Source organism: Arthrobacter sp. WCS2018Hpa-7, from assembly GCF_031843805.1.
Classification (GTDB): Bacteria; Actinomycetota; Actinomycetes; order Actinomycetales; family Micrococcaceae; genus Arthrobacter.
This window is the reverse complement of sequence record NZ_JAVTJB010000006.1, coordinates 89,044-113,072: the sequence shown is the minus strand read 5'-3', so window position 1 is coordinate 113,072 and position 24,029 is coordinate 89,044. Positions and strand designations below refer to the sequence as shown.

Genomic DNA, 24,029 nt, shown 5'->3' with positions numbered 1-24,029 from the left:
GAACTATGAGTAGCCTATCCATGTGGAAGATCTCTTTGGTGCCGGTGCAGTCAACGACGACGAGTCGGAGGATCTGCCTGCTACGCCGGATTCCCTCCGGGGGCCGTCCGACGCTCACTGGATGGCGTCACAGCGCAGCCCACTGGCTGTGAGGATGCGCCCACGCACGCTGGATGATGTCGTGGGACAGCAGCACCTGCTGGGACAAGGCTCCCCGCTCCGGCAGTTGGCAGCCGGGGCTGAGGCTGCCGGTCCTGCCGGACCGAGCTCTGTGATCCTCTGGGGGCCACCGGGAACGGGCAAAACCACGTTGGCGCACGTGATCGCGCGGGGTCCCGGACGGAAGTTCGTGGAATTGTCTGCGATCACCGCGGGTGTCAAGGATGTCCGGCGTGTCATGGATGAGGCGCTGACGGCCCGCGATCTCTATAAGAAAACCACCGTCCTCTTCCTGGACGAGATCCATCGTTTCAACAAGGCCCAGCAGGATGCCCTGCTGCCGGGTGTTGAAAACCGCTGGGTGGTGCTGGTCGCCGCCACCACGGAAAACCCATCATTCTCGGTGGTGTCGCCCCTGTTGTCGAGGTCGCTGCTGCTGACGCTGAAGCCGCTCACCGATGACGACATTGCGGGACTGCTGCAAAAGGCGGTCGCCGAAGCCCGCGGCCTGGCCGGACGCGTGGAACTCAGCCCCGAGGCGCTGGATCACCTGGTTCGCCTTTCCGGGGGAGATGCCCGCAGGGCATTGACCGCACTGGAAGCTGCTGCCGGGGTCGCATTCGGTGACAGAACCGCTGTCGGACCCGCCGCGCCGGACGGTTCCGATGCCGTGCTGGAGGAGGAGAGCGGCGCTGAAGAAGCCGGTGGCGCAGCATCAATCAACGACGACGGCGAGCCGGGACTCGCCAACGACGGTGCCCCTGACGCTGCGGTGCTGGTGGAACTGCGCCATACCGAGCGTGCCTTGGACGTGGCCGCGGTGCGCTATGACCGTGCCGGGGACCAGCACTACGACGTCGCCAGCGCCTTTATCAAGTCCATCCGCGGCTCGGATGTGGATGCCGCGTTGCACTACCTGGCACGCATGCTGGAAGCAGGCGAGGATCCACGGTTCGTTGCACGACGGATCGTGATCTCTGCCGCGGAGGACATTGGAATGGCCGATCCCACAGCGTTGCAGACCGCAGTCGCAGCGGCGCAGGCAGTGCAACTGATCGGCATGCCGGAGGGGCGGATCGTGCTGGCCGAAGCTGTGGTCCACCTGGCCACCGCGCCCAAGTCAAACGCCGCGTACATGGGTTTGAACAAGGCCGTGGCAGATGTCCGTGCCGGGTTTGGCGGCGGCATCCCCATGCACCTGCGTGATGCCCACTATCCGGGCGCGAAGCAGCTGGGCCATGGGAAGAGTTACAAGTACGCCCATGACGAACCGCACGGTGTGGCAACCCAGCAGTACCCGCCCGATGATTTGGTAGGTAAGGACTACTACCAGCCCACCAATAACGGAGCCGAACGGGACATCGCCGCCAGGCTGGAACGGCTCCGCAAAATAGTGCGGGGGGACTAGGCAGTGGAGCCCTTTCCGCCGGACAGTACGCAGGGCGTCAACCACTTTGTGCATGGTAGGATTGATCCTTGTCTGGCATGGCCTGACGCATAATCCCACTGAAGATTCCGTCTACAGTGCTGTGCGCCCGGGCTAGTAGCAAGAGGCAGCGGTTGGCCGATGCTCTCCCTGATGGAGGCCAGTAACACTGACACACCGCAGTAATTGGAAGGACACAAGTGGCTAACAACACTCGTGCTCGCCGCACCGCACGCCTTTCGCGTGCACTCGGCATCGCTCTGACCCCCAAGGCCGCCAAGTACATGGAGCGCCGCCCGTACGGCCCCGGTGAGCATGGCCGTGCCCGCAAGAAGCAGGACTCCGACTACGCCGTACGTCTGCGCGAAAAGCAGCGTCTGCGCGCCCAGTACGGCATCCGCGAAGCCCAGATGACCCGTGCCTTCGAAGAAGCACGCCGCACCAAGGGCCTGACCGGTGAAAACCTGGTTGAGCTGCTCGAAATGCGTCTGGACGCCCTCGTGCTCCGTGCAGGCTTCGCCCGCACCATCGCACAGGCCCGCCAGCTGGTTGTGCACCGCCACATCATGGTTGACGGCATCCGCGTGGACCGCCCGTCCTTCCGCGTTGGCGAAGGCCAGCTCATCCACGTTCACAGCCGCTCCGAGGTCATGCCCCCGTTCCAGGTGGCAGCTGCAGGCGCACACGTTCTGAACAACGTGCCGGCATACTTGGACGTCAAGATCGACGCCCTGCAGGCACGCCTGGTTCGTCGCCCCAAGCGCTCTGAGGTCCCCGTGATCTGCGAAGAGCAGCTCGTCGTCGAATTCTACGCTCGCTAATTCCAGCAGCGCATACAAAGAAGCCCGTGGCACATGCCGCGGGCTTCTTTGTATGTAAGAGACCGGTCCAAAGTGGGTAAGGTACTGGGGAGGCCTTGTCCAAAGCCGTTCAGCGGCTGGTGCAGGGCAGTGCAACAACCCTAGGAGAAGAGTTCTATGTCTGGTGGCGACATCGCCGGCCTCATCGCAGCAGGAGTCTTCGCGCTCCTCGTGTTGTTGTTGGCTGTGCCAATCTTGAAGCTTGGTGGCGTTTTTGACGAGGTCCGGACCTCCATCCGGTCCATCAGCGACGGTGCTACGCCTTTGATGGATGAAGTGACCGCTACGGTGTCCACCACCAACCAGCAGCTGAAGAAGGTTGACGGCATCGCCTCCAACGTCTCCGACGCCTCGGCCAACATCTCCGCGTTGTCCTCGCTGGTGGCTGCCACAGTGGGTTCTCCCTTGATCAAGGTGGCAGCGTTCAGCTACGGCGTGCGCTCGGCGTTCGCCGGACGACGCGCCCCTTCCTCCGGCCGCCGCAGCCGCTGAACCGCATAGCCGCCGAACTACAAGGGAGAACGGAAACCATGAAAAGAATTGTGTGGATGGGCATCGGCGTCGCCATCGGCGTCATTGCCTTCCGAAAGATCACCGAGGCCCAGGCGAACATCGGTCCAGATGGCTTGAACCGTGCCGTGGGCCGGATGGCTGATGGCTTGTTCGATTTCGCCGACGCGGTCCGGACGGGCATGCACCAGCGGGAAGAGGACCTTCGGGCGGCGTTGGGGATTGACGACGCCGGAGCTGGCCGCCGCTAGCCGAGCGGTTCGCTCCCACGCCCGCAACAGGGCAGAATGGAAAACTGCGGAACGGCACCAGCCGGTACCGCGCACATTACGTGCAGTGGATTGAGAAGGGTAAGTAATCAGCTAATGAAGTCGCAGGAGATCACCAAACGCTGGGTGGACTTTTTTGTCAGCAAGGGCCACACCGCCGTTCCCTCCGCGTCGCTCGTTTCCAGCGACCCGTCCCTTCTCTTCACTGTGGCCGGAATGGTGCCGTTCATTCCGTACCTGACTGCGCGCGAAGAGCCCCCGTACAGCCGTGCCACGAGCGTCCAGAAGTGCATCCGCACCGGAGACATCGAGGAAGTGGGAAAGACGGCCCGCCACGGGACGTTCTTCCAGATGTGCGGCAACTTCTCCTTTGGCGACTACTTCAAGGAAGACGCCATCAAGTTCGCTTTCGAGCTGCTCACCACAAGTGTTGACGACGGCGGTTACGGACTTCCCGCCGAGCGCCTCTGGGTGACCGTCTACGAAGAAGACGACGAAGCCAAGGAACTGTGGCTCAAGAACACAGGTATCCCCGCTGAACGCATCCAGCGCATGGGCAAGGCCGACAACTACTGGTCCACCGGCCAGCCGGGCCCCGCCGGCCCCTGCTCGGAGATCTACTACGACCGCGGCCCCGCCTACGGCATCGAAGGCGGCCCGCTGGCCGATGAGACCCGGTACATCGAGATCTGGAACCTCGTGTTCATGCAGTACCAGATCGAGAATGTCCGTTCCAAGGTGGACTTCGACATCGCCGGAGAGCTCCCGCAGAAGAACATCGACACCGGCCTGGGCATGGAGCGTCTCGCGATGATCCTCCAGGGCGTCGAGAACATGTACGAAACCGACCAGGTCCGCCCGGTCATCGACAAAGCTGCTGCACTGTCCGGCCGCGAGTACACCTCGGCCGAGTCGCCGGAGGACCCGCACCACACGGACGACGTCCGTATGCGCGTCGTTGGCGACCACATTCGTTCCGCACTGATGCTGATTGCTGATGGTGTTTCGCCGTCCAACGAAGGCCGTGGCTACGTGCTGCGCCGCCTCATTCGACGCGCAGTCCGCGCCATGCGGCTGCTCGGCGTCGAAAAGGCCTGCCTGCCGGACCTTCTTCCCGCCTCCCGTGACGCCATGAAAGGCGTCTACCCGGTGGTGGAGACGGATTTCGCCAGGATCAGCCGCATTGCCTACGCCGAAGAAAAGGCGTTCCTGCGCACCATTGCTTCGGGTACGGCCCGCCTTGAGGATGCCGTGGCCGAATCGAAGGCTGCAGGTGTTCCGCTTTCCGGCGCCGACGCGTTCGCCCTGCACGACACCTATGGCTTCCCGATCGACCTGACGCTGGAAATGGCAGAAGAGGCCGGCCTCAAGGTTGATGAGGCAGGCTTCCGCTCGCTCATGCTCGAGCAGCGCCAACGTGCACAGGCTGATGCCAAGGGCAAGAAGGGCGGACACGCGGACCTCAGCGCCTACCAGGATCTCCTGGGCAAGGGCGAGACCGTCTTCACGGGCTATGACGAACTTGAGGGCGAATCCACGGTTCGCGGGATCGTCAGCGGAGGACGGCCGGTGGGGCATGCCTCCACCGGCGACGAAATTGAGTTGGTCCTCAATGAAACCCCGTTCTATGCCGAAGCCGGTGGCCAGTCCGCTGACACCGGCCTCATCACCGGCGATGGCTTCGTGGTGGAGGTCCTGGACGTTCAGCGGCCCATCAAGGGCTTGAGCGTGCACAAGGCGATTGTCCGCGAAGGCGAGATTGCCTCGGACGCGTTGGTGCGCGCCGCCGTCGACCGCGAACGTCGCCACGCAGCCGAGCAGGCCCACACCGGCACGCACATTGTGCACGCCGCCCTGCATCAGATCCTCGGCCCGGAAGCTACCCAGCGCGGTTCGTACAACAAAGCCGGCTACCTGCGTTTCGACTTCGCCTGGGGCGAGGGTCTGAGCACTGCCACGCGGTCCGAGATCGAAGAGGTCTCCAACATCGCCATCCGGAACAATTTCCGGGTAGACACCAAGGTGATGGGGCTCGCTGATGCCAAGGCCCTGGGTGCCATGGCATTGTTCGGCGAAAACTACGGGAGCGAAGTGCGCGTCGTGGAGATCGACGGCGCCTGGTCCCGCGAGCTGTGTGGTGGCACGCACGTGTCCAACACCTCCCTTATCGGCAGCCTTTCGCTGCTGGGCGAACAGTCGGTTGGCTCGGGAAACCGCCGCGTGGAAGCCTTCGTTGGCCTGGACGCATTCCGTCATCTGGCCGCCGAGCGAGCCTTGGTGACTGAGCTCACAGAACTCCTCAAGGTTCCCTCCGGGCAACTCGCCGACCGGATTTCCAGCACGCTGAGCAAGCTGAAGGCAACGGAGAAGGAACTCGACCGCCTTCGCAAGGAGCAGCTGGCCGCGGCTGCCGCCAATCTGGTGGGCACCGCAAAGGACGCTGCGGGTGTGAGGGTTGTAGCGCACGACGCCGGTCAGGTTGGCGGTGCCGACGATCTCCGGAACCTTGCCCTGGACCTCCGCAGCCGCCTCGGCTCGGACGCTGCCACGGTGGCCGTTGCAGGCGTCAGCAATGACCGCCCGGTGATCCTCATTGCCACCAATGAAGCCGCCCGTGAAGCCGGCGTGAAGGCCGGTGCGCTGGTTCGCCTTGCTGCCGGCATCCTTGGCGGTGGCGGTGGCGGCAAGGACGACGTCGCCCAAGGCGGCGGCGCCGACGCTGGGAAGGTCTCTGAGGCCCTCACAGCGGTGGTGGATGCGATAGCCAAGCGCTGACGGTGGCTTCAAGTACTAACGGTGACGTCTACCCCCGGGGCATCAAGCTGGGGGTAGACGTCGGTACCGTCCGTGTGGGAGTGTCCATCTGCGATCCCGACGGAATCCTGGCCACACCCTTCAAGACCCTTGCACGCGATACCAAGAAGAACTCCGACGTCCGCGTGGTGGTCAAGCACGCCGCTGAGCTGCTTGCCGTGCAAATATTCGTGGGCCTTCCCCGCACCATGAAGGGGGAGGAACGTGCCTCTGCGGACATGGCCACAGCGTACGCCGAACTCATCGCCGGCGAGCTGCTGCGGGCCGGTTTGGACATCCCTGTGAGCCTTGTTGACGAGCGGCTTTCGACCGTGACGGCACACCGCAACCTGCACCAAGCTGGCATGAGCAGCAGGAACCACCGTAAAGTGGTTGATCAGGTTGCCGCTGCTGGAATACTGCAGCACGCAATCGACATGCAAAAAGCCAGAGGAACGGACGTTGGCCGCCGAGTGCAGGCACCGGCGCAATCCGATAAGCCCAGCAGTGCCCCAACGCTGCGGGCTGCCTCCGGCAGTGAACCCGATTCTTCTACGAGGGGACTGCAACTGTGAGCCCGGTCAACAACGACCCCTCCAGCGGTACCGCCGGTGGCGGCATGCCGCTGACCCGCAAAGAGCTGCGGGCGCGGGAACGATTCCTCGCCACGCAGAACCATAACGTCGTACCCGTTCCCGAAGCGACACCAGGGGAAGCCGCTGCATCCGCAGAGGGTGAGCCTGAGTTGCCCCGTCCTGTTCCCGCAGTGACCCCCGCGCCTGTTGCGCCCCCTGTGCCTGTCGCTCCACCCGTTCCCGTGTCAAAGCCAACGACTCCGCCCGTTCCCGCCGCGCAACCGGTGTCTTCAGCACCGATTCCTGCCGACGGGCCCACCCGGACGTCCAACGACGAATCGCCGTCCGTTGAGACTCCAGTGGAGGCACACCCTGTTGAACCGGAGCATGATGCAGAGGCGGATGCGACCCTCCCTCATGACGATGAACACGTCGATCCTGACCACGTGCACGAGTTCATCGAGCACGATGACCACCACGCGTTCGAAGCCCACCACGATCTTCATGATGGGCACCACGTCGACGAACTTCATCACGACGAACTTCACGATGAGCACCACCACGACGAGCACCACCACGACCTCATCGCGCCCCTCGAGCAGACAGCCTCCACCAAGGCCGCGGTCAAGAAGGCCCGCCGCCGTCGTCGTGTCCTGGCCCTTCTGATCACGCTGGGTGTCTTCGTTGCCGCCATCGCCATCGGGGCCCAGTTCCTCAAGCCTTTGTTGGGCATGGACAGAGTGACTGACTACCCGGGCCCCGGTACGGGATCGATCACTATCACTGTGGCAGAAGGCTCCGGCCCCAAGATCGTTGCCAACACACTCGTGGAGAACAAGGTGGTGGCTGACGCCGATGCCTTCGTCAAGGAGTTCCTCAGCGACGGCGGTGAATTGTCCCCGGGCGAGTTCACCTTCCGGACCGAGATGAAGAATTCCGACGCCGTAAATGTCCTGGTCAACAAGGACGCGTCCAAGGTGATGTACTTCGCCCTCAGCGCAGGCCTTCGCATCAATGAGTCGCTGGAAGCCATTTCCAAGGGCTCGGGTATCTCCATGCAGGAACTCAACGCGCTCAACCAGGCCCCGGCACAGTTCGGCATTCCGTCCAAGGCCAAGAACCTGGAAGGCTTCCTTGCCCCGGGGGAGTACCGCTTTCCGCTCGGCACGCCTGCCAAGGACATCATCCAGAAGCTGGCCACCACCACGCTGGATGAGCTCAAGTCCCAGGGAATCACGGAACCGGGCAAGCAGTATGACGCTGTGACCATCGCCAGCATTGTGCAGGCTGAAGGCGGTCAAGCGGACTATGGCAACGTGGCCGGCGCGATCTACAACAGGCTCAAGCCAAACAATGTCGAAACCAGCGGCCTGATCCAGTCCGATGCCACGGTGACCTACGGACTCGGCAAGAAATCCTTCCATCTCACGGAGGAAGAGAAGGCCGATAAGTCCAATACGTACAACACGTACGCCAATGTTGGGTTGCCGGCCGGACCCATCGGCTCGCCGGGCAAGACTGCCATTGATGCGGCGGCCAAACCCACCCAGAACGACTACATGTACTGGGTCACCATCAACCTGGACAGCAAAGAGACCAAGTTCTCCAAGACGCTGGCTGAGCACAATACTTATGTAGAGCAGTACAACGCGTGGTGCCAGGCCAACCCGGGACGGTGTGTGTGAGTCGTCGTGCCGCAGTCCTGGGGCATCCGATCTCGCATTCGAAGTCCCCGGCCCTGCACACTGCGGCCTACGCAAAACTGGGCGTGGACATCGAATACTCCGCAATCGACGTCACCGTGGACAGCCTGCCGGCCTTCATGGGATCTCTCTTCGGCGATGACTCCTGGTGCGGGCTCTCCGTGACCATGCCCTTGAAGTCGGCCATGGTTACGGAAGTGGACGAGGTCCGCGGTGCGGGCGCCCAGCTGGGTGTCATCAACACCGTGGTGTTTGAACATGACGGCGGGGCGGTGCGCCGGGTTGGTTACAACACCGATGTCGCCGGGATCGTCGAAGCTGTCCGGTATGCCGGGGTTGCCTCCACGCCCCACGCTGCCATCCTTGGTGGCGGCGGTACCTCCGCTGCTGCCGTTGCTGCTGTCAAAGAACTTGGTGGCAGTCACGTCGATGTTTTCGTCCGGGACGCAGGACGTGCCGGTGACGCGGAAGCCGCTGCTGCCGCCGTCGGAATTTCCCTTCGTGTCAGGCCGTTGAGTGAAGCAGCCAGCGCTGTGGCAGGCAACGACCTGGTGATCTCCACCTTCCCGCCGCACGCCGCCGACTCCTTGGCTGATGAGTTGGCGACACTTCCTGGAACAGGGGCCGGTGTCCTGCTGGACGTTGCCTACGAACCCTGGCCCAGCCGCCTTGCCGAGGTGTGGCACGGCCACGGAGGTGCCGTTGTCCCGGGACTTGAGATGCTGATGTACCAGGCGGCCGAGCAGATCAGGCGCTTCAGCGGCTGTGACGTGGATGCCGCCGTCATAGATGTGATGTGCGACTCAGTCGGGCTTCCCCGGCGAGTGTTCTAGAAGCCTTACATGGCAGGATTGGTTATATGTTGCGTTGGTTGACTGCCGGTGAATCCCATGGTCCGGCCCTGATCGGAATTGTTGAAGGCGTGCCCGCCGGTGTTGAACTCACCAGCGCGCAGATCCGTGATGCCTTGGCGCGTCGACGCCTGGGCTATGGACGTGGTGCCCGCATGAAGTTCGAGCAAGACGAGGTCACCATCATGGGTGGCGTCCGTCATGGCCTGACCCAGGGCGGCCCCGTAGCCATCCAGGTGGGCAATACCGAGTGGCCCAAGTGGGAGCAGATCATGTCTGCTGACCCCGTGGATCCCGAGGTCCTTGCCGACCAAGCCCGCAACGCACCCCTGACCCGGCCGCGTCCGGGCCACGCAGATTTCACGGGCATGCAGAAATACGGTTTCGACGAAGCCCGTCCTGTGCTTGAACGCGCCAGTGCCCGGGAAACAGCCACCCGCGTGGCTCTTGGCACCGTTGCCGCGCAGTTCCTCAAGCAGCTGGGCGTGGAATTGGTGAGCCACACTGTTTCCATTGCCAGCGTGACTGTTCCCGAGGGCCGCCCCTTGCCGCTGCCCCAGGATGTCCTGGCGCTCGACGCCGACCCCCTGCGCTGCTTTGACCGTCAGACCTCCGACGCCATGGTCGCTGAAGTGGACGCTGCCCACAAGGAAGGCGAAACCCTTGGCGGCGTCGTCGAGGTCCTGGCGTACGGACTTCCGCCGGGACTGGGCAGCTACGTGCACTGGGACCGCCGCCTTGACTCCCGCCTTGCTGCTGCGCTGATGGGCATCCAGGCCATCAAGGGCGTGGAAGTCGGTGACGGTTTCCTTACTGCTGCGCGCCGTGGTTCCGCTGCCCACGATGAAATCCTGAAGGACGCTGACGGAAAGATCGTTCGGCAGACAAACCGCGCTGGCGGCATAGAGGGTGGCATGAGCATAGGCGAGGTTTTGCGCGTGCGTGCTGCCATGAAGCCGATCGCCACCGTTCCCCGGGCCTTGCGCACCATCGATGTCAGCACAGGCGAACCTGCCAAAGCCCACCACCAGCGGTCAGACGTCTGTGCGGTGCCAGCGGCGGGTGTGGTCGCCGAAGCAATGGTTGCTCTGGTCCTGGCCGAGGCTGTCGCCGAGAAATTCGGCGGCGACTCCGTGGCTGAAACCCAGCGCAACCTGCAGAGCTACCTCGACAGCATCCCGGCCACCCTGGACTCGGTCGGCCGGTAGTGGTTCGCCCGATCCTGGACGACCTCACAGGCCGTCCCGTTGTGCTGGTGGGCCCAATGGCTGTTGGCAAGTCGGCCATTGGCCAGCAGTTGGCCCAACAGTTGGGGCTCGCGTTCGTGGACACCGACGCTGTGGTGGTCTCTGCCCACGGCAGTATCGCGGATATTTTTGCGGGGCGCGGAGAACATGCCTTCCGTGAAATCGAAGCCCGGGCAGTGGCGAAGTCCATCGAGAATGCCAAGGTTCAGCCCGCCATTATTTCCCTGGGCGGGGGAGCGGTCCTGGACTCCGGAACCCAGCAAGTCCTGGGGGAGTGCACCGTGGTTTACCTCGAGTGTGACGCGGAGACAGTCGCCGACCGGATTGCGCGGAACACGGGCCGGCCATTGCTGAAAGGTGATGCGATGACGCGATGGGAAGCCTTGTTCGCTACGAGGCGTCCTGTCTATGAGCGTCTCGCGGACATCGTCATGGACGTCCGATCAGGATCCGTGGCGGAAATCGGCCTCCGGTTGGAGGAGCGGCTGCGCCAGTATGCAGCCTTGAAAGAGGAAGTTGAAAAGTGAGCAACGAAGCAACTGTCATCAAGGTGACTGGCCAGTCCGCCAATGAAAGCTACGACGTCGTAGTGGGGCGCGGCCTCTTGGAGACCCTTCCCGAAAAGCTTGGGGAGCGTGTCCGGCGCGTTCTGGTCATTCATCCCCGGGCCCTCCGCTTGACGGGAGACACGGTCCGCGACGAGCTGGAAACAGCCGGTTTCACCGCGCTGACCGCAGAAATCCCTGATGCAGAAGAGGGTAAGCACATCCAGGTTGCCGCTTTCTGCTGGCAGGTGCTGGGCCAAAACGACTTCACCCGCTCTGACGCCATCGTGGCGGTGGGCGGCGGCGCTGTGACGGACCTCGCCGGCTTCGTGGCAGCCACGTGGCTTCGTGGCGTCAAGGTCATCCACATGCCCACCAGCCTGCTGGGCATGGTGGATGCTTCAGTGGGCGGAAAGACCGGCATCAACACTGCCGAGGGCAAGAACCTTGTGGGATCCTTCCACCCGCCGGCTGCCGTATTGGCAGACCTCGATACACTTCAGACGCTGCCCAAAAACGAGCTCATCTCCGGCATGGCCGAGGTCATCAAGTGCGGGTTCATTGCTGATCCCGCCATCCTGGACCTGATCGAGAAGAACACGGACGCAGTGATGGACCCGGCCTCGGACGTTGTCCGCGAACTCATCGAGCGGGCCATCACCGTTAAGGCAGATGTGGTGTCGCAGGACCTCAAGGAATCCGGCCTCCGCGAAATCCTGAACTACGGCCACACCCTGGGGCACGCCATTGAATTGGTGGAGCGCTACTCCTGGCGCCACGGCGCCGCTGTCGCAGTGGGCATGATGTTCGCTGCAGAGTTGTCGCGCAGCGTGGGGCGGTTGTCGGATGCCGACGCAGACCGTCACCGCACCATCCTCGAAAGCCTGGGACTGCCCATCACCTACCGGCGCGACCGCTGGCAGGGTTTGCTGGATGGCATGCGCAGGGACAAGAAGTCACGTGGCGACCTTCTGCGGTTTGTCGTCCTTGATGGTGTTGCCAAGCCAGGCATCCTGGAAGTTCCTGATACCTCCCTCCTGTTTGCGGCCTACCAGGAGATCGCATCATGAGTGTTGCCGTGCGGGAAGGCGTCAGCGACTGGCCAACAGCCGGATTCCCGGGTGTCCGGACGAATCCCGACACCCTCCTGCCCGTCATTGTCAACGAGGAAGTCATGGAGACGGCACTTGCGGCCTCTGAGGATCCCGCTGACCGCATCATGGCCTTGTTGCTTGAAAACCAGCCAAACGAGGCAGCCGAACTGTTGGCCGAAGCCCGCTACAAGGATCCGGAGTCGTTCCGACTGAGGATTTTCGAAGCGGAAGTCCACCGCGCCACCAACCGTCTGGACCGCGCCATACAGTTGTTCCGCCACCTTTTGCAGGACGTCCAAGGCAGCTCGAAGGAAGCGATCGTCCACCAGTACCTGGGACGGGCTTATTTCGTCAGCGGCAACGCCCTGGCAGCATCCGAGGAATTCGCCAAGGCCTTGGACCTTCGCGTCGCGATGGCCGCTGATGCCGCGTTGATCTACTCCTCGGCAGTCGCCCTCCAGAGGGCCCGGAATGTGCTGGAACTGGCTTCCTGACGCACGTGGTGACACGCCCCGCAAGCCCTCGGCGTATTTGCCGGTAGAATAGTTCTTGGATTTTTGATAAATACGCGCTGGCGGGCCGATTGGCACGCCTGCTTGGCATAGATAGCTGGCAGCTAGAACCAGTGCGATAACCAGAGGATACGAGTGGCAACCACAAACGACATCAAGAACGGGACCGTACTGAAGCTCGAGGGCCAGCTCTGGAACATCATCGAGTTCCAGCACGTCAAGCCGGGCAAGGGCGGCGCCTTTGTCCGCACCAAGATGCGCAACGTCATGTCCGGCAAGGTGGTCGACAAGACCTTCAACGCCGGCCTGAAGATCGAAACCGCTACGGTTGACCGCCGCGACTACCAGTACCTGTACCAGGATGGCGAAGACTTCGTTTTCATGGATACCCAGGACTTCGACCAGATCACCGTCTCCGGCGCAACTGTTGGCGACGCCACCAACTTCATGCTCGAAAACCAGATGGTCAACATTGCCATCCATGAGGGCACCCCGCTGTACATTGAACTGCCCCCGAGCGTTGTGCTCGAAATCACCTACACGGAGCCGGGCCTCCAGGGTGACCGCTCCTCGGCAGGCACCAAACCGGCCACCGTTGAAACCGGTTACGAGATCCAGGTTCCGCTGTTCGTCGAGCAGGGCACCAAGGTCAAGGTCGACACCCGCGATGGCAGCTACTTGGGCCGGGTCAACGACTAGTGAGCGCACGCGGTAAAGCCCGTAGCAGGGCTCTTGAAGTACTTTTCGAGGCGGAGCAGCGCTCCGTCTCGGCTTTCGACGCCATGACGGCGCGCCGGGAGAAGACTGACTTGGTCATCAACCCCTACACCGTGGAAATCGTCGAGGGCGTTGTCTCCATGCAGGCAACCATCGATGAGTTCCTGGCGACGTATGCCCAGGGCTGGACGCTGGAGCGGATGCCGTCCGTGGACCGTATCATTCTGCGGATCGGCGCGTGGGAACTTCTCTACAATGACGAGGTTCCCGATGGGGTGGCTGTCAGCGAAGCCGTGGCCCTCGCCAAGACGATGTCTACGGACGAGTCCCCGGCGTTCATCAATGGACTCCTCGGCCGGCTCCAGAAACTTAAGCCATCACTCCTCGCTTAAGTTCACGGACGGCCTGAATTCAAAGGACCCGCTTCACAGGAAACTGTGGGAGCGGGTCCTTTTTTGCCGCTATTGGAGAACTGCAGCCCGCAGGCCGGGGATGCTGCGGAGATGCTCCAACTCGTCCTGCTGGTGAACGTGGACGTCCCGCCCGCTGAGTATCCTCTGCCTGGTGAACGCCAAGGCGGTGGCTCCCTTGATGAAGGATTTCATCTGGTTCGCACGGCCGCGCGAGGATGCCCAGCGCACTGCTTGCCGCCGGCCGCGTGAAGTGGCAAGCATGTCCACCTCGGCCGGGGTGAACCAGCCGGCCCGGGCATACTCAAGGAGGCGTTGGCGCGTTAGTTTACCCTCAGCGACCCGTAGCAGGATGATGCCCGCTGCTGCCACCAGGAAGATGGGGACCTGGACCACGAAGTACTCCACCAGGAAGTTCTGACCCATGCTGTTCCAGCGGTTGTGCAGGAACATCGCGGGCAGCAAACCTATGAAGAATCCCAGGACGGCATAGCCGCTGTGCCACCTGCGCGCAGCGAAGCCCATGATCAGGCCGGTGGTGCCGGTGAACACAGCGTGGGCGAAGGGCGACATGACGCCGCGGAGGATGAAGATACGGACCAAGTCCGTCCCGGGATCAGTGGAGGAGGCAATTTCGCGTCCAAAGTAGAGGATGTTCTCCGTGAAGGCGAAGCCGGCGGCAATGGTGAAGGCGAACACCACTCCGTCCACGGGTCCGTCAAAGTACTTCCGTGCGGCCAGGATCAGGACCAACAAACCCAGGGACTTGGTGAATTCCTCGACGATGGGTGCCTGGACAGTTGCCATGAAATAGGTGAAAGCTTCTTCGCTGCTGGTGGGCGCGGCCAAGGCAAAAAGGGGCTGGATCAGCAGGGTGCCGGCGATGGACACTGCCGCACCCCAGGTGAAGGCGAACCACAGCAGCCTTTTTGGTTCCGGCTCCCAGCGATCTATGAGTCGTACAGTCAGCAGCACCACGGACAGCGGAATCAATGACGCAATGAAGCCGATCACGAAGCCTGTCACACCCGTGTTGCCCAGCAGGAACGGCAGCACCAACACCAAGCTGGCGAGAGCAAGGACCCCACCAACAATGACCAAGGGGAGTGTGCCCAACGACCGGCGGCTGCGTGGTGCCTGTGGTGTGGCCCAGGTTTGCCGGGGGAGCGAGGCTGGATTCCCTGGAGCCGGTTGGTAGTTTCCCGGCTGCACCCGTCCGATCCACGTGGGGTTGGCGCCAGGTTCCAGGTACGGTCGCGGATAGGGTTGTCCGCCGGGTTGGCCGTGGTGGTTCGAGGTCATGGGCAAGAGCCTATTCCACAGCACGCAGTGTGAGCTTAAACTCACGCCTGGGTTGGCCAGGCGGTGAGGTGCCAAAGGGCCGCTGTGGTAGTTTTGAAAAGCAAATATTCCTTTTTTAATTCCGTCCCGTGAGGCGGGGAAAGGGGAGACGAGCGATGACTGAAGTCACTTCAGCGCACGTGCCGTCGCGGGTTGTTCTCAACCAGGCTGACATTGATCGTGCGCTCACTCGTATCGCCCACGAGATCCTCGAAGCCAATAAAGGCTCCCAGGACCTGGTCCTGTTAGGCATTCCCAGCCGCGGCTATCCCTTGGCCGTACGGCTCGCCCAAAAGATCGCTGCTGCCGACCCCTCGGTCAACGCCGAAACGATTGTCGGCCAATTGGATGTCACCATGTTCCGTGACGATCTCTCCCACCAGCCCACGCGGCCCCCGCGCCACACGCGCCTTCCGTTGTCAGGGATCGACAACAAAGTGGTTGTCTTGATCGACGACGTCCTGTACTCGGGCCGAACCATCCGTGCTGCACTGGACGCACTGGTGGACCTTGGCCGCCCCCGGATTGTCCGCTTGGCCGTTCTGGTTGACCGGGGCCACCGGGAGCTTCCCATCCGCGCAGACCACGTGGGAAAGAACCTGCCTACCTCCTCTTCTGAAAAGGTCCGTGTCCATCTCGAGGAAATCGACTCCGTGAACGGCGTGCCCGTCAACGAGGTAGTTATCGAGGCCGGCAAGTGAAGCACCTCCTTTCCACCGAGAACCTGAGCGCCTTCGATGCCATCCGAATCCTTGACACGGCAGAAGAGATGTCCGCCGTCGGCGAGCGTGAAGTGAAGAAGTTGCCGGCGTTGCGCGGCCGGACAGTGGTGAACCTCTTCTTTGAAGACTCCACCCGCACCCGCATCTCCTTCGAGGCTGCCGCGAAGCGACTCTCTGCCGACGTCATCAACTTTGCTGCCAAGGGATCTTCGGTGTCCAAGGGGGAGTCCCTCAAGGACACGGCACAGACCCTGGCCGCCATGGGCGCGGATGCCGTGGTCATCCGGCACTGGGCGTCCGGCGCCCCGCACCGGCTTGCTGCGACAGACTGGATCGACGCTGCCGTCATCAACGCCGGCGACGGCACCCACGAGCACCCGACACAGGCGCTCCTGGATGCGTTCACCATGCGCCGGCACTGGTCCAAGGTCAATGGCAGCGAATCCACCGGTGCTGACCTCAAAGGCATGCGCGTAGCGATCGCAGGCGATGTCCTGCACTCCCGCGTTGCCCGGTCCAACGTCTGGTTGTTGAAGACCCTCGGCGCCGAAGTCACGCTGGTGGCGCCACCCACGCTGCTGCCCATCGGCGTCGAGCACTGGCCGTGCAACGTCAGTTACAACCTGGACGAAACGCTGGAAGCCGGCATTGACGCCATGATGATGCTGCGCGTCCAGGGTGAGCGCATGAACGCATCGTTCTTCCCCTCAACCCGGGAGTACTCGCGTCGCTGGGGTTTTGACGACGCCAGGCTTCGGGCGCTGGATGACCTCGGCATGAAGGACACCATCATCATGCACCCCGGTCCCATGAACCGGGGCTTGGAAATTTCCTCCGCCGCTGCGGATTCGCCGCGTTCCACCGTGCTTGCCCAAGTGCGCAACGGTGTCTCGGTCCGCATGGCCGCCCTCTACCTGCTGCTCTCCGGAGACTCCCGCGAAGCCGCCCACACATCAAGCCAGCCCAGCAAGGAGACCAACTGATGGCCGAGAACACCTACCTGATTCGTGGGGCCGCCATCCTCGGCGGCGAAGCTGAAGACCTGCTGATCCGCGATGGCATGATCGCAGCACGCGGCAAGGACCTTGCCGCTGACGGCGCCACGGTGATTGACGCCGCGGGCCTCATCGCCTTGCCCGGCATGGTTGACGTGCACACCCACTTGCGCGAACCCGGCCGCGAAGACGCCGAAACGGTGGAAACCGGTACCCGCGCCGCTGCCTTGGGCGGTTTCACTGCCGTCCACGCGATGGCCAACAGCAACCCGGTGGCAGACACTGCGGGCGTCGTGGAGCAGGTCCACAGCCTGGGCCGCGCGTCAGGTTGGGTGGACGTGCGTCCCGTAGGAGCAGTCACTGTGGGTCTGGCCGGCGAACAGCTCGCCGAGCTTGGGGCCATGGCCGATTCCCGGGCCCAGGTCCGCATGTTCTCCGACGACGGTATCTGCGTCCATGATCCCGTCTTGATGCGCCGCGCCCTGGAGTACGTAAAAGCGTTCGATGGCGTGGTGGCCCAGCACGCGCAGGAACCGCGCCTTACCGCCGGGGCACAAATGAACGAAGGCACCGTCTCAGCAGTCCTCGGGCTGACCGGTTGGCCGGCCGTTGCCGAAGAGAGCATCATCGCCCGCGATGTCCTGCTGGCCCAGCATGTTGGTTCCCGCCTCCACGTCTGCCACGTCTCCACTGCGGGATCCGTGGACATCGTGCGCTGGGCCAAGGCGCGGGGAATCAACGTCACTGCCGAGGTCACCCCGCACCACCTCCTCCTTACCGATGAACTGGTCCGCAGCTATGACCCCGTCTACAAGGTCAACCCGCCGCTGCGTACCGATGCCGACGTGCAGGCTTTGCGTGAAGGCCTGGCAGACGGCACCATCGACGTCGTGGGCACCGACCACGCCCCGCATCCCAGCGAACACAAGGAATGTGAGTGGGCGCAGGCCGCAATGGGCATGACCGGACTGGAGACAGCATTGTCGGTGGTCCAGGAGACCATGATCGAGACTGGCCTGATGTCCTGGGCCGACTTCGCACGGGTGACGTCCTTCACTCCGGCGGTCATCGGCCGCGTCGCTGACCAAGGCCGCCCGCTGGAGGTCGGCGAGCCGGCCAACGTCATCCTGGTGGACCCGGCTGCGCGATGGACCGTCGACCCCCATAAAATGGCAACCATGGGCCGCAATTCACCGTTCAAGGGCAAGGAGCTGCCCGGATCCGTGGTGGCGACCTTCTTCAAAGGCCATCCCACGGTCCTCGACGGCAAGCTCAACACGCCGTACCGGTACCCGGAAGTCAGCAGCAATTAATGGATAACCAGACACTGACCGTGCTGATCACGGTGCCGTTGATCGTCGTCGTCCTGGCGATGATCTGGCTGGGGTGGCGGAACAGGCTGAGGCGACAAGCCGACGTCGAACGCCTTCCCGCGGTCCCCGAGCAGCTGACGCCGGCCACCGTCGTCGCAGATGGCCAGTATGTAGCCACCACCACGGCGGGCGACTGGCTGGACCGGATCGCGGTTCAGGGCCTGGGTATCCGGACCAACGCGGAACTGAGCATTCACGCCGAAGGCGTGCTGTTCGACCGCTCTGGTGCCGCCCCGGTCTTCATCCCCCGCTCCGCACTGGCGGACAGCCGTGAGTCCAGCGGTATGGCAGGGAAGTTCGTCGAAAAAGACGGGCTCCTGGTCATCAGCTGGAAACTCGGCGGCCGGGAACTGGATACCGGATTCCGGTCCAGGCTCGCAGCCGACAAGCAACTCCTCCTCGAAGCCCTCCAGGAATTGATCTCCGCAGCCCCTCAGGCAGATGCCGATAGTGGAAAGTAATAAAGTGACGGATAGTAAAGCAGCCACCACACCCACCCCCTCAGCAGCAGTGCTGGTGCTCGAAGACGGCCGCATGTTCCGCGGCCGCAGCTATGGCGCGCAGGGAACTGCGCTCGGTGAAGCGGTGTTCGCCACCGGCATGACCGGTTACCAGGAGACCATCACCGACCCCTCCTACGCGCGCCAGCTGGTAGTCCAGACTGCGCCGCACATCGGTAACACCGGCGTCAACAGCGAAGACGCTGAGTCCCGCCGAATCTGGGTGGCAGGCTACGTCGTACGCGACGCCGCACGCCGTCCCTCCAACTGGCGTTCGGAACGAAGCCTCGATGACGAACTGGTGGAGCAGGGCATCGTTGGCATCCAAGGCGTAGACACACGTGCCATCACCCGCCACCTCCGCGAGCACAAAACCATGCGCGCCGGCATCTTCTCCGGCGAGGCTGCCCAGGCCACCGACAAGGAACTGTTGGACGCCGTCCTGGCCAGTGCACCCATGGAAGGCGCCGCCTTGGCGGAGGAAGTCTCCATCGATGAGGCCTACGTCGTGGAACCCAAGGATCACGGCTGGGAAGGCGAGCCCCGGTTCTCCATCGCCGCTGTGGACCTCGGCATCAAGGCCATGACCCCGGTGCGTTTCGCCGAGCGCGGTGTCCGCGTCCACGTGCTGCCGGCCACCTCCACGCTGGAGGACGTCAACGCAGTCAACCCTGACGGCTTCTTCATGTCCAACGGTCCAGGTGACCCCGCTACCGCTGAGCACCAGGTATCCCTGCTGCGCTCGGTGCTGGATGAGAAGCTGCCGTACTTCGGTATCTGCTTCGGCAACCAGATCCTGGGCCGCGCCCTGGGCTTTGGCACCTACAAACTCCGCTACGGCCACCGTGGCATCAACCAGCCCGTCATGGACCGTCGCACCGGCAAGGTGGAAATTACCTCGCAAAACCACGGCTTTGCCGTTGATGCTCCGATGAACGGTGCCACGGTCGCCCCTGAAGAGCGTTACGGCCGGGTTGAAGTCAGCCACGTGTCGTTGAACGACGACGTCGTTGAAGGACTCGCCTGCCTCGACATCCCCGCGTTCTCGGTCCAGTACCACCCCGAGGCTGCAGCGGGCCCGCACGATGCCGCCTACCTCTTTGACCGTTTCATCGACCTCATGACCGACACCAAGTCCAAGGCTAAAGCCGCCACGTCCACCGACTCCAAGACTGAGGACAAGAAGTAATGCCCAAGCGTACAGATCTCAAGAGTGTCCTCGTCATTGGTTCCGGCCCGATCGTCATCGGCCAGGCTGCCGAGTTCGACTACTCCGGTACCCAGGCCTTGCGGGTCCTCAAAGAGGAAGGCCTCCGCGTCATCCTGGTGAACTCCAACCCGGCCACCATCATGACGGACCCCGAGTTCGCTGATGCCACCTACGTGGAACCCATCACGCCTGAGGTGGTGGAGAAGATCATCGCCAAGGAGCGTCCGGACGCCATCCTGCCCACCCTTGGTGGCCAGACTGCCCTGAACACCGCCATTGCGTTGGACAAGAACGGTGTCCTGGAGAAGTACAACGTGGAACTCATTGGTGCGAACATTGCCGCCATTGAGCTCGGCGAAGACCGTGAGAAGTTCAAGGGTGTGGTGGAGCGTTGTGGCGCAGAGTCCGCCCGCAGCCACATAATCCACACCATGGACGAGGCCTTCGCTGCTGCCGAGGACCTCGGCTACCCCATGGTGGTCCGGCCTTCCTTCACCATGGGTGGCCTTGGTTCAGGTCTGGCCTACAACGAGGACGACCTCCGCCGCATCGTCGGCCAGGGCCTCCAGTACAGCCCCACCACGGAGGTATTGCTTGAAGAGAGCATCCTCGGTTGGAAGGAATACGAGCTTGAGATGATGCGCGACAAGAACGACAACGTCGTTGTTGTGTGTTCCATCGAGAACTTCGATCCCGTGGGCGTCCACACCGGCGACTCCATCACCGTTGCTCCCGCCCTGACGCTGACCGACCGTGAATACCAGAAGCTGCGCGACGTCTCCATTGCTGTCATCCGTGAAGTTGGCGTGGACACCGGTGGTTGCAACATCCAGTTCGCCATCGACCCCGCTACGGGCCGTGTAGTGGTCATCGAGATGAACCCGCGCGTCTCGCGTTCGTCCGCACTGGCATCCAAGGCCACCGGCTTCGCCATCGCCAAGATCGCCACCAAGCTGTCCCTCGGCTACACGCTGGATGAGATCCCCAACGACATCACCCAGAAGACCCCGGCCTCCTTCGAGCCGACCCTGGACTATGTAGTGGTCAAGGTCCCGCGTTTCGCTTTCGAGAAATTCCCGGCAGCCGACAACACGCTGACCACCACCATGAAGTCCGTCGGTGAAGCAATGGCCATGGGCCGCAACTTCACCGAGGCACTGCAGAAGGCCCTCCGCTCCCTGGAGCAGAAGGGCTCTCAGCTGGACTTCAGCTCCGTGCCGGAGTACGAAGTGGCTGAGCTGATCGAGAAGGCCAAGCGTCCCACCACGGACCGCCTGCACCAGGTGCAGCGCGCGCTCCTCGGCGGGGCCAGCGTCGAGGACGTCTTCGAAGCAACCAAGATCGACCCTTGGTTCCTTGACCAGCTGCAGCTGCTCAATGAGACGGCCCAGGAGATCCGCAAAGCCGGTGTGCTGACGGAGGAAATGCTGCGCAACGCCAAGCGCCACGGTTTCTCCGACGAGCAAATCGGTGCCCTGACGCACAACAACGAGGCCGTGGTCCGCGGAGTCCGTCAGGCTTTGGGTATCCGTCCGGTCTACAAGACGGTGGACACCTGCGCCGCGGAGTTCGCCGCCTACACCCCTTACCACTACTCTTCCTACGACGAAGAGGACGAGGTAGGCCTGCACGCCAAGCCGTCCGTCATCATCCTCGGCTCGGGTCCCAACCGCATCGGCCAGGGCATCGAGTTCGACTACTCCTGCGTGCACGCTTCCATGGCACTGCGCAAGGCCGGCTACGAGACCGTCATGGTCAACTGCAACCCTGAGACTGTGTCCACGGACTACGACGTCTCCACGCGCCTCTACTTTGAACCGCTGACCCTTGAGGACGTCCTGGAGGTCATCGCGGCCGAGGAACGCACCGGCGGCGTCATGGGCGTCTTCGTGCAGCTCGGTGGCCAGACCCCGCTGAAGCTGGCACAGCAGCTCGCCGACGCCGGCGTGCCCATCCTGGGTACTTCGCCGGAAGCAATCGACCTCGCCGAACACCGTGGTGCTTTCGCCCGCGTGCTGGACGAAGCCGGACTGACCTCCCCGAAGAACGGCACCGCCGTGTCCTTCGAGGACGCCAAGAAGATCGCCGACGAAATCGGCTACCCCGTGCTGGTACGTCCGTCGTACGTCCTGGGCGGCCGCGGCATGGAAATCGTCTATGACGAAGCCAACCTCTCGCGCTACATCGCCAACGCTACGGAAATCACCCCGGACCACCCGGTGCTGATCGACCGCTTCCTCGAGGACGCCGTCGAAATCGACGTCGACGCACTCTTCGACGGCACTGACATGTACCTTGGCGGCATCATGGAACACATCGAAGAAGCCGGCATCCATTCCGGTGACTCCGCGTGCGTCCTGCCCCCGATCACCCTGGGCAACAACGTGATCGAGCGTGTACGCACCGCTACCCGCGCCATCGCGGAGGGTGTGGGCGTTCGCGGCCTCATCAACATCCAGTTCGCCCTGGCCTCGGACGTCCTGTACGTCCTTGAAGCCAACCCGCGCGCCTCCCGCACGGTTCCGTTTGTCTCCAAGGCAACGGGCGTGCAGATGGCCAAGGCCGCAGCCCTGATCGGTACCGGTGTCACCATCAACCAACTCCGCGGCGCCTACAAGATGCTGCCGGAGACCGGCGATGGGTCCACGCTGCCCTTGGACGCCCCGGTTGCCGTCAAGGAAGCCGTGCTTCCGTTCAGCCGCTTCCGCACCCCTGAAGGCAAGGTAGTTGACTCCCTGCTCGGCCCGGAAATGCGCTCCACGGGTGAAGTCATGGGCATCGACAAGCACTTCGATACCGCTTTCGCCAAGAGCCAGGCTGCCGCGAACAACGCGCTGCCCACCGAAGGCAAGATCTTCGTTTCGGTGGCCAACCGTGACAAGCGTTCGGTGATCATGGGCGTCAAGCGCCTCTCGGACCTCGGTTTCGAGATTGTTTCCACCGGTGGAACGGCCGACGTCCTGCGCCGCAACGGCATCCAGGCGACTCCTGTGCGCAAGGTGGCCGAGGGCAGCAGCGCCGAAGGTGAAGGCACCATCGCGGACCTCGTGATCGCCGGTGAAATCGACATGGTCTTCAACACGCCGTCCGGCGGCGAAGCACGCAGCGACGGCTACGAACTCCGTGCCGCCGCCACGTCCATCGGCATTCCCTGCATCACCACCGTCGCAGAATTCAACGCAGCGGTGCAGGCCATCGAGGCTCTGCGCACCTACGAGTGGTCCGTGACCAGCCTGCAGGAGCACGCGGCCAACCTGGCAGCAGCAGTGGAAGCAGCCAATGCCTGAGTCTGCTGCACCACGGCAAGAGCAGCAGCCGGCCCGGGAGTCCTTTGGCTCCCGGCTGGCTGCGGCCATGGCCGCGCGCGGTCCGCTCTGCGTCGGGATCGATCCCCACCCGCAGCTCTTGGCTGAATGGGGATTGAACGACGACGTCGCCGGATTGGAACGCTTCTCCCTGACGGTGGTGGAAGCGGTGGCTTCCCTCGCTGCCGCGGTCAAGCCGCAGGTGGCGCTCTACGAGCGTCACGGCTCCGCCGGCATGGCCGTCCTGGAGCGCACGCTTGCCGCTTCCTCGGAAGCAGGCGTGCTCAGCATTGCCGACGCCAAGCGTGGGGACATTGGGTCCACCATGGCGGCGTATGCCGACGCATGGTTGCGTGATGGTTCGTCCTTGGCCGCTGACTCAGTGACCCTCAGCCCGTACCTTGGCTTTGAATCACTGCGTCCGGCGCTGGAGCTGGCTGCACAGTACGGCAGGGGAGTGTTCGTGCTTGCTTTGACGTCGAACCCTGAAGGGAAGTCGGTCCAGCACGTTGGCGGAAGCGATTCGGTGGCCCGCAGGATTGTGGCCGCCGCTGCAGCCGAGAACCAGCGGTACCAGGGCACTCTTGGTTCCGTGGGTTTGGTTGTGGGCGCCACGATTGGCTCGGCGCTTGAGGATCTGGACATCGATCTGGGCCCGGTCCGCGGCGCTGTCCTCGCCCCGGGGCTCGGCGCCCAGGGAGCTACCCCTGCAGACCTTCGTGCGACGTTTGGTGCTGCCTATCCCTCGGTCCTGGCTACCTCCAGCCGGGGCATCCTGGCCGCAGGTCCCTCGGTGGCAGGCCTTCGTGCCGCAACCGAAGAGACGTTGGCCGGGCTTCGCCAGGAGTAAGTTGCCTGGCCTCATTGCGCAACAGCGCCCCTGCCGGTAGGTTCAGGATCAGTCCGCGTGAT

The 24,029-nt window shown here is 63.2% G+C and carries 22 protein-coding genes; 21 read left to right on the top strand and 1 reads right to left on the bottom strand.

The window, feature by feature from the left end:
- Positions 1-22 precede the first annotated feature (22 nt).
- The 14 genes from RQH14_RS09105 (at position 23) to nusB (ending at position 13,653) form a co-directional block, all read left to right on the top strand.
- The gene (locus RQH14_RS09105; RefSeq protein ID WP_311212955.1) at positions 23-1,567 is read left to right on the top strand and encodes a replication-associated recombination protein A; all 1,545 of its coding nucleotides are present in this window, start codon (positions 23-25) and stop codon (positions 1,565-1,567) included.
- A gap of 218 nt (positions 1,568-1,785) precedes the next feature.
- On the top strand, positions 1,786-2,406 hold the full coding sequence (rpsD, locus tag RQH14_RS09100) for a 30S ribosomal protein S4 (protein WP_011774968.1): 621 nt from the start codon (positions 1,786-1,788) through the stop codon (positions 2,404-2,406).
- Positions 2,407-2,562: 156 nt separating this feature from the next.
- Positions 2,563-2,937: a DUF948 domain-containing protein gene (locus RQH14_RS09095; RefSeq protein WP_026540818.1), complete on the top strand. Its 375-nt coding sequence runs from the start codon at positions 2,563-2,565 to the stop codon at positions 2,935-2,937.
- 38 nt (positions 2,938-2,975) lie between these two features.
- Positions 2,976-3,206: a hypothetical protein gene (locus RQH14_RS09090; RefSeq protein ID WP_026540817.1), complete on the top strand. Its 231-nt coding sequence runs from the start codon at positions 2,976-2,978 to the stop codon at positions 3,204-3,206.
- A 114-nt stretch (positions 3,207-3,320) separates the two neighbouring features.
- Positions 3,321-5,999, top strand: coding sequence for an alanine--tRNA ligase (gene alaS, locus RQH14_RS09085; protein WP_311212954.1), 2,679 nt, complete (start codon positions 3,321-3,323; stop codon positions 5,997-5,999).
- A 2-nt stretch (positions 6,000-6,001) separates the two neighbouring features.
- The gene (gene ruvX, locus RQH14_RS09080) at positions 6,002-6,592 is read left to right on the top strand and encodes a Holliday junction resolvase RuvX (protein WP_311212953.1); all 591 of its coding nucleotides are present in this window, start codon (positions 6,002-6,004) and stop codon (positions 6,590-6,592) included.
- On the top strand, positions 6,589-8,277 hold the full coding sequence (mltG, locus tag RQH14_RS09075) for an endolytic transglycosylase MltG (protein WP_311212952.1): 1,689 nt from the start codon (positions 6,589-6,591) through the stop codon (positions 8,275-8,277). Before ruvX ends, mltG begins: the two co-directional genes overlap by 4 nt.
- Positions 8,274-9,128, top strand: coding sequence for a shikimate dehydrogenase (locus RQH14_RS09070; RefSeq protein WP_311212951.1), 855 nt, complete (start codon positions 8,274-8,276; stop codon positions 9,126-9,128). The genes mltG and RQH14_RS09070 overlap by 4 nt, the downstream gene beginning before the upstream one ends.
- Positions 9,129-9,154: 26 nt before the next feature.
- On the top strand, positions 9,155-10,354 hold the full coding sequence (gene aroC, locus RQH14_RS09065) for a chorismate synthase (protein WP_311212950.1): 1,200 nt from the start codon (positions 9,155-9,157) through the stop codon (positions 10,352-10,354).
- Between the two features lie 11 nt (positions 10,355-10,365).
- Positions 10,366-10,920, top strand: a complete 555-nt coding sequence (locus RQH14_RS09060) for a shikimate kinase (protein ID WP_396136291.1) — start codon at positions 10,366-10,368, stop codon at positions 10,918-10,920.
- Complete coding sequence (aroB, locus tag RQH14_RS09055) at positions 10,917-12,008, top strand: 3-dehydroquinate synthase (RefSeq protein ID WP_311212948.1); 1,092 nt, start codon at positions 10,917-10,919, stop codon at positions 12,006-12,008. Before RQH14_RS09060 ends, aroB begins: the two co-directional genes overlap by 4 nt.
- Positions 12,005-12,526, top strand: a complete 522-nt coding sequence (locus RQH14_RS09050) for a tetratricopeptide repeat protein (RefSeq protein ID WP_311212947.1) — start codon at positions 12,005-12,007, stop codon at positions 12,524-12,526. The genes aroB and RQH14_RS09050 overlap by 4 nt, the downstream gene beginning before the upstream one ends.
- Positions 12,527-12,679: 153 nt before the next feature.
- Complete coding sequence (efp, locus tag RQH14_RS09045; RefSeq protein WP_089595230.1) at positions 12,680-13,243, top strand: elongation factor P; 564 nt, start codon at positions 12,680-12,682, stop codon at positions 13,241-13,243.
- On the top strand, positions 13,243-13,653 hold the full coding sequence (gene nusB / locus RQH14_RS09040; protein WP_089595229.1) for a transcription antitermination factor NusB: 411 nt from the start codon (positions 13,243-13,245) through the stop codon (positions 13,651-13,653). Before efp ends, nusB begins: the two co-directional genes overlap by 1 nt.
- 69 nt (positions 13,654-13,722) lie before the next feature.
- Here the strand turns inward: nusB and RQH14_RS09035 are convergent, their stop codons facing one another.
- Positions 13,723-15,018, bottom strand: coding sequence for a PrsW family intramembrane metalloprotease (locus RQH14_RS09035; protein ID WP_311212946.1), 1,296 nt, complete (start codon positions 15,016-15,018; stop codon positions 13,723-13,725).
- 110 nt (positions 15,019-15,128) lie between these two features.
- Here RQH14_RS09035 and pyrR point away from each other — a divergent pair, with 110 nt between their 5' ends.
- Genes pyrR through pyrF form a run of 7 tightly spaced genes read left to right on the top strand, consistent with a single transcriptional unit; the run spans position 15,129 to position 23,967 of the window.
- Positions 15,129-15,713 (top strand): bifunctional pyr operon transcriptional regulator/uracil phosphoribosyltransferase PyrR, encoded by a 585-nt coding sequence (gene pyrR, locus RQH14_RS09030; protein WP_311212945.1) that lies wholly within the window; start codon positions 15,129-15,131, stop codon positions 15,711-15,713.
- Positions 15,710-16,717, top strand: a complete 1,008-nt coding sequence (locus RQH14_RS09025; protein WP_311212944.1) for an aspartate carbamoyltransferase catalytic subunit — start codon at positions 15,710-15,712, stop codon at positions 16,715-16,717. The genes pyrR and RQH14_RS09025 overlap by 4 nt, the downstream gene beginning before the upstream one ends.
- Entirely contained in the window at positions 16,717-18,042 is a 1,326-nt protein-coding gene (locus tag RQH14_RS09020; protein ID WP_311212943.1) for a dihydroorotase, read from the top strand. The genes RQH14_RS09025 and RQH14_RS09020 overlap by 1 nt, the downstream gene beginning before the upstream one ends.
- On the top strand, positions 18,042-18,563 hold the full coding sequence (locus RQH14_RS09015) for a hypothetical protein (RefSeq protein ID WP_311212942.1): 522 nt from the start codon (positions 18,042-18,044) through the stop codon (positions 18,561-18,563). Before RQH14_RS09020 ends, RQH14_RS09015 begins: the two co-directional genes overlap by 1 nt.
- Positions 18,544-19,791 carry a glutamine-hydrolyzing carbamoyl-phosphate synthase small subunit gene (gene carA / locus RQH14_RS09010; RefSeq protein ID WP_311212941.1) on the top strand — a complete coding sequence of 416 codons (1,248 nt, stop codon included), beginning with the start codon at positions 18,544-18,546 and terminating at the stop codon, positions 19,789-19,791. Before RQH14_RS09015 ends, carA begins: the two co-directional genes overlap by 20 nt.
- Positions 19,791-23,099: a carbamoyl-phosphate synthase large subunit gene (carB, locus tag RQH14_RS09005; protein WP_311212940.1), complete on the top strand. Its 3,309-nt coding sequence runs from the start codon at positions 19,791-19,793 to the stop codon at positions 23,097-23,099. The genes carA and carB overlap by 1 nt, the downstream gene beginning before the upstream one ends.
- Positions 23,092-23,967: an orotidine-5'-phosphate decarboxylase gene (gene pyrF / locus RQH14_RS09000; RefSeq protein WP_311212939.1), complete on the top strand. Its 876-nt coding sequence runs from the start codon at positions 23,092-23,094 to the stop codon at positions 23,965-23,967. Before carB ends, pyrF begins: the two co-directional genes overlap by 8 nt.
- Positions 23,968-24,029 lie beyond the last annotated feature (62 nt).